Annotated in this window: 6 protein-coding genes and 1 tRNA gene; 3 read left to right on the forward strand and 4 right to left on the reverse strand. The window is 71.5% G+C overall.

Annotated features, from left to right (window positions below; genetic code table 11):
- The first annotated feature begins 225 nt into the window (after positions 1–225).
- Both ACFXB5_RS23575 and ACFXB5_RS23580 read left to right on the forward strand, forming a co-directional pair.
- Entirely contained in the window at positions 226–987 is a 762-nt protein-coding gene (locus tag ACFXB5_RS23575; protein ID WP_385211123.1) for an IclR family transcriptional regulator, read from the forward strand.
- Between the two features lie 103 nt (positions 988–1,090).
- Positions 1,091–1,164, forward strand: a tRNA-Lys gene (locus ACFXB5_RS23580).
- Between the two features lie 48 nt (positions 1,165–1,212).
- Here the strand turns inward: ACFXB5_RS23580 and ACFXB5_RS23585 are convergent.
- The 3 genes from ACFXB5_RS23585 to ACFXB5_RS23595 all read right to left on the reverse strand — a co-directional run bounded on the left by ACFXB5_RS23585 (position 1,213) and on the right by ACFXB5_RS23595 (position 3,376).
- Positions 1,213–1,431 (reverse strand): DUF2277 domain-containing protein, encoded by a 219-nt coding sequence (locus ACFXB5_RS23585; RefSeq protein WP_385211126.1) that lies wholly within the window; start codon positions 1,429–1,431, stop codon positions 1,213–1,215.
- Between the two features lie 203 nt (positions 1,432–1,634).
- Entirely contained in the window at positions 1,635–2,489 is an 855-nt protein-coding gene (locus ACFXB5_RS23590) for an alpha/beta fold hydrolase (protein ID WP_385211129.1), read from the reverse strand.
- 23 nt (positions 2,490–2,512) lie between these two features.
- Positions 2,513–3,376: a 4'-phosphopantetheinyl transferase family protein gene (locus tag ACFXB5_RS23595; protein WP_385211132.1), complete on the reverse strand. Its 864-nt coding sequence runs from the start codon at positions 3,374–3,376 to the stop codon at positions 2,513–2,515.
- 277 nt (positions 3,377–3,653) lie between these two features.
- Here ACFXB5_RS23595 and ACFXB5_RS23600 point away from each other — a divergent pair, with 277 nt between their 5' ends.
- Positions 3,654–4,565 (forward strand): alpha/beta hydrolase, encoded by a 912-nt coding sequence (locus ACFXB5_RS23600; RefSeq protein WP_201849018.1) that lies wholly within the window; start codon positions 3,654–3,656, stop codon positions 4,563–4,565.
- Between the two features lie 56 nt (positions 4,566–4,621).
- On the opposite strand, the gene ACFXB5_RS23605 is transcribed toward ACFXB5_RS23600, so the two are convergent.
- On the reverse strand, positions 4,622–5,820 hold a 1,199-nt coding region (locus ACFXB5_RS23605; RefSeq protein WP_385211134.1), incomplete at its 5' end, for a biotin/lipoyl-containing protein.

Genomic DNA, 5,820 nt, shown 5'->3' on the forward strand with positions numbered 1-5,820 from the left:
CAGTTAGCGGCCCCCGCCCGCGTTAATCCCGCGCCCCGGCCGGGCGCGGGCCCGCCGGGCCCCCCCCCCCCCCCGCGGGGGGCCACGCCATTGTCATATGCCGAGAACATACGCCCCAGCTGACCGGGCCGATGCGCCTCGGCAATATCCTCAACAGCCGATCCGGATAAGCCCCTTGGCGGTTATCGTGATAGAAAGCCACGCCAACCTGCGAGGGGGGAAATCGTGGCGCTCAGGCCCGAGCCGACCGCGCCGTTCCACTCGGTGCAGCACGCCCTCCGCATCCTGGAGGTCGTCGCCAAACACTCGTCCGGCGTCAGCGACATCATGCTCGCCAGGGAGACCCGGCTACCGGCCCACCAGCTCACCGATCTGCTGCGGATGCTGCGCCGCGAGGGCTATGTGGAGCAGATCGCCGACGGCGCCTACGTCGGTGGCAGCGCCCTGACCCTGCTGGGCTCCGCCGCCCCCGAGCGCGGCCACGCCGTCCGGGACAAGCTCCAGCAGTCGCTCATCACCCTGCGCGACTCGGTGGGCGCGGCGGTCTATCTCAGCCGCTATGTGGACGGCGAAATCAAGATCACACAGTATGCCGACGGGCCGCGCACCCCCAAGGTCAACGAATGGGTGGACTTCCGCTCCGCCGCCCACGCCATGGCGCTCGGCAAATGCCTGCTCACCCAGCTCGACCACGACAGCCGCCGCGACCACCTCGCCCGCCACAAGACGGTGCGGCTCACCTCCCGGACCACCACCAACGAGAAGGTGCTGTTCCACAAGCTGGACAGCCAGCCCGCCACCGTACCCGTCCTTGACCTGCAGGAATACGCGGTCGGCACGGTCTGTGCGGCGGTTCCGATCAGCGCCGGGCGCTCGGTGGGCTGCCTGGCCCTCTCCCTCCCCCTGGCCCATGCCCACCGCCTTCGCCAGGCCGCCGACACCCTCAACCGCGAGGCGGCCCCGATGCTGCTCTCCCTCTCCATCTGAGCCGCATCTGAGCCGCATCTGAGCTGCATCTGAGCTGCTAGGCCCCGGAGAGAGGTGGTCAAAACCACCCCTCGGGACCAGGTACTATTTATGTCGTCAGCAGGCGCCGCTAGCTCAGTTGGTTAGAGCAGCTGACTCTTAATCAGCGGGTCCGGGGTTCGAGTCCCTGGCGGCGCACAACTGATCATGCGAATGGCCCGGGTGCTCTCCACAGCCCCGGGCCATTCAGCGTGCTGCCCCGCCGCGCACCTCGAGCGAGTCCAGCAGCTCCCCCGTGGCGGCGGCGATGGCCTCGACGGCCTTGTCGAACGCCTCCGCGTTGTGAGCGGCCGGCTGGCGGAAGCCGGAGATCTTGCGGACGTACTGGAGGGCCGCGGCGCGCATATCGGCGTCGGTGACGGACTCGGCGTACGGCGGGCGGAGCGTCTTGATGGATCTGCACATACCGACGACGGTACGCCGGGGGTACGACAGTCCCTAGGTGTCCGGCGGATCTGGACGCCTGCGGCGGGCTGCTCCCCTCCCCGCCCCTTCCCACAACTGGGGCTCCCGCCCCAGACCCCGGACTCCAGGGGCGGAGCCCCACCACGCGGCGGAGCCGCATATCGATGCCGCGTTCGATGCCGCGGGAAGGGGCGGGGCCGTGCCTAGGCCGTCTCGGGGCCGCCCAGGACGAAGGCGCGGATCAGGTCGGCCAGTGGGCCCGGCTGGTCCTGGGGGATCAGGGTGTAGCTGTCGGGGATCTCCACCAGGGTGCCGCGGGGCAGCAGACCGGCCAGGCGGAGGCCGTGCTCGGGCGGCATGACGCGGTCCTCGGACGCCCAGGCCACCAGGGCGGGGCGGTCGAAGGTGCGCAGGGCGTCGGCCCAGTGGAGCAGTTCGTTCACCGGTGGCACGCCGAGGACGTACTTCCTCAGGTCGCGGCGGACCTCCGGGGAGGTCCACAGCGGCTGGAACCAGGCGTCCATCATCTCGCGGTCGACCGGGCGCTTGGTCATCCGGCCCCAGGTCATCGGCAGCCGGCGCAGGGGCGCGAGCTTCAGCAGCTTGAAGGCGGCGTTGAGCCCGCCCGGGAGCTTCGCGGCCAGCCGCAGATTCTTGCCGGGCAGCCCAGGCGGGTAGTTCTCGAACGCCTCGCAGGAGGTGATCACCAGCCTGCCGATCCGCTGGTCGCGGCCGTCGGCGACCAGCGCCTGCGCGCCGCCCCAGTCGTTCATGGCCAGCGTGACATCCGTAAGGTCGAGCCGGTCCAGGAACTCGGCGACCAGCCGGGCCACCCCGAGCACCGACAGATCCGCGTCGGGCCGCATCGGGCGACGGTGCCCGCCCAGGGGGAGGGTGGGGACGACACAGCGGATGCCGGGGGTCAGCGCGGCGACCACCTCGCGCCACAGGGAGCCGTCCATGGCGACGCCGTGCAGCAGGACCGCGACGGGGCCCTCGCCTCCCGTGTCCTCGTACTCGATGGTGCCCGCCGAGAGTTCCACCTCGAGATGCGGCATGGCGCCGACTGTACTCGGGATGATCAGCCCAGAGGCAGACCGGCCAGCGTCACCACCGGCCGCGTCGCGCCACCGGACGCGGCCTCGTCCCGCACCGCCTCTTCCCTTACGGCGGGGTCCCTTACGCCCTCGTCCCTTACGGCGACCGCCGCGTGGTAGCCGGGCGGGGCGTCGAGGTCGGCGAAGGCCCAGCCGCGCGGGCCGGGCGGGGCGCCCGCCGGGGCCAGGCCCTCGGCTAGCCCGACGTGGTGGGCGCCGATCCCGCCCGGCAGCCCGGTGCCGATGCCCTTGAGGTACGCCTCCTTACGGACCCAGCAGCCCAGGAACGCCTCCTCCCGCAGCTCCTCCGGAAGCGCGTCGATCGCCGCCCGCTCCTCGGGGTGCAACTGCCCGACCAGCCCCGTCAGCCGGGCCCCGGTGCGCCCGAGGTCCCGCTCCTCGACATCGGCGCCGACGGGCACTCCGGCGACGGCGCACAGGGCCGCGTCGCCGGAGTGGGAGAGGGAGAAGTGCAGCGCCTCCTCGCCCGCCAGGGCCGGGCGGCCGTGCGGCTTCTCACAGTCCGGCATACCGCAGGTCTCCCGGGTGAACGCGACCTCGGCCGGGGCGATGCCGAGATAGCCGCCGAGCAGCGCCCGCAGCCCCACATGGGAGGTCACATAGCGCTCGCGCGCCACGTCCGACCGCAGCCGCGCCGCGCGCTCGCGCTCCCGCTCGTCCAGCATGCCCTCCGCGACGGCGGCGGCAGCGGCGGCGTACGGCGGGATCCGCAGCAGCCATACGGCCACCTCACCGGGGCCGGGGCGGTCCCCGGGGCCGGGCAGGGCGCGGACCGGGGCCCATCGCCGGGGCTCGTTTGCGGGCTGAACCGGGCTGGTGAAGGACACTGTTCGGCTTCCCCCCGTGTTATCGGCCGATGATGCGCTCGCTGTGGACGTACTGACGGTACAGCGGCGCGCGCGGCGCGCCGTGGGTGCCCCGCCGTCGGAACGCGCCACCACGACCGCTTCCTACGCCCCCAACGCCCTTCCCACAAGGTCACGTTGACGGTCATGGGCACCCGGTGACTTAGGCCACTTCCCGTACCGGCCGACGCGGTCACCTGTCCGTCCGCACTACGATCGCGCACGTCCGGGCACAATCGGTGATGGGGGTTTGACGACCATGGCGACGGGATTCCTGGCCAAGGCGGCCTCAGCGGTGACCCTCCCGGTGGCACCGCTGTACGGCGCCTTCCTCTCGTACATGATCTTCCACCCGCCCCGCAGACCGCATCACAAAACCCCCGCCGACCTGGGGCTGACCAGCACCGACGTCAACGTTCCGCTGAATGGGCAGCAGGGCCGCGGGCTGCATGTCTGGCTCATCCCCGGCGACGCCGAGCGGGTCGTGGTGCTCGGACACGGCCTGGGGCTCAGCAAGTCCGCGAGCCTGGCGCACGCGCGGCTGCTCAGCGAGGCGGGCTACACGGTCGCCATGTTCGATCACCGCAACCACGGTAAGAGCGTCGCGGACCGGGCGGGCTGGGGCATGAGCGACCGTCACACCGACGATGTGGTCGCCGTGGTGCGGCACATGCGGTCGATGGACGAGTACGCCGCGGCGCGCATCGCGATCTACGGCTTCTCGATCTCCACCTTCCCCTCCTTCTACATGCTCAAGAGGGAGGACTGCCCGGTCGACGCGGTGGTCTTCGACAGCGGCCCGGCGCTGGAGCTGGCCCCGCTGTTCCGGAACTTCGTCGCGGCCGGCGGGGTGCCCATCCCCGGCCCGCTGGGCGCCGGTCCCTCCCGCCCGGTCGTGGAGTCGGTCGCCTCGTCGGCGGCCGTGGCGATGCTGCGGGTGCAGTGGCCGCCGCCGCTCGGGGGCGCGTACGAGCGCACCCCGATGCTCTTCCTCGCCGGTGAGCTCGACACCATGATTCCCGCCTCGGGGGTACGGGCGCTGGCCGAGCGCTATCCGCTGGCCGAGGTGCACACCCTGCCGGACACCGAGCATCTGCAGGGCATCAAGACCCAGCCGGAGACCTACGCGGAGACCGTCCTGGGCTTCCTGGAGCGGACGCTCAAGGACTGACCCTTACGGTGGGCCGGGCCCGGCCGGGCCCACCGTAAGGACGCCATGGCGGCGGGTCAGTCCTTGAGTTCGCAGATGACCGCGCCCGCGCTGACCGAGGCGCCGACGTTCGCGTTCAGGTTCTTGACGATGCCACTACGGTGCGCGTTGAGGGGCTGCTCCATCTTCATGGCCTCCAGGACCACGATGAGATCGCCCTCGGCCACGGTGTCGCCCTCGCCCACGGCGACCTTGATGATGGTGCCCTGCATGGGCGAGGCCAGGGCGTCGCCGGAGGCGGCGGAGCCGGACTTCTTGACCGCCTTGCGCTTCGGCTTCTTCGAGCCACCCGAGCCCGCGGCCTCCCCGGGCGACACCGCCAGACCGAGCACCGCCGGGAGGGAGATCTCCAGCCGCTTGCCGCCGACCTCGACCACGACCGTCTCGCGGGCGGTCGGCTCCTCGGCCTCGTCCGGCCCGGCCGGGGTGAAGGGGGCGATGGTGTTGTTGAACTCGGTCTCGATCCAGCGGGTGTGGATGGTGAAGGGCTCGCTGGTGAAGGCCGGGTCCGTCACCACCGCCTGGTGGAACGGGATCGCGGTGGCCATGCCCTCGACCTGGAACTCGGCCAGCGCGCGGGCCGCGCGCTGGAGGGCCTGCCTCCGCGTGGCGCCGGTGACGATCAGCTTGGCCAGCAACGAGTCCCACGCCGGGCCGATGACGCTCCCGGACTCCACGCCCGCGTCCAGCCGGACACCGGGCCCGGCGGGCGGTACGAAGGAGGTCACCGTGCCCGGGGCGGGCAGGAAGTTGCGGCCCGGGTCCTCACCGTTGATGCGGAACTCGAACGAATGCCCCCGCATCGGCGGGTCGTCGTAGCCGATGGCCTCGCCGTCGGCGATGCGGAACATCTCGCGGACCAGGTCGATGCCGGTGACCTCTTCGGTGACCGGGTGCTCCACCTGGAGCCGGGTGTTGACCTCCAGGAAGGAGATGGTGCCGTCCATCCCGACCAGGAACTCCACCGTCCCCGCGCCGACATATCCGGCCTCCTTGAGGATGGCCTTCGACGCCCGGTACAGCTGGGCGTTCTGGTCCTCGGTCAGGAAGGGGGCCGGGGCCTCTTCGACGAGTTTTTGGTGGCGGCGCTGGAGGGAGCAGTCGCGGGTGGAGACCACGACGACGTTGCCGTGGGTGTCGGCCAGGCACTGGGTCTCGACGTGGCGGGGTTTGTCGAGGTAGCGCTCGACGAAGCATTCGCCGCGGCCGAAGGCGG

It is taken from the genome of Streptomyces sp. NPDC059455, assembly GCF_042750115.1.
In the GTDB taxonomy this organism is placed as follows: domain Bacteria; phylum Actinomycetota; class Actinomycetes; order Streptomycetales; family Streptomycetaceae; genus Streptomyces; species Streptomyces endocoffeicus.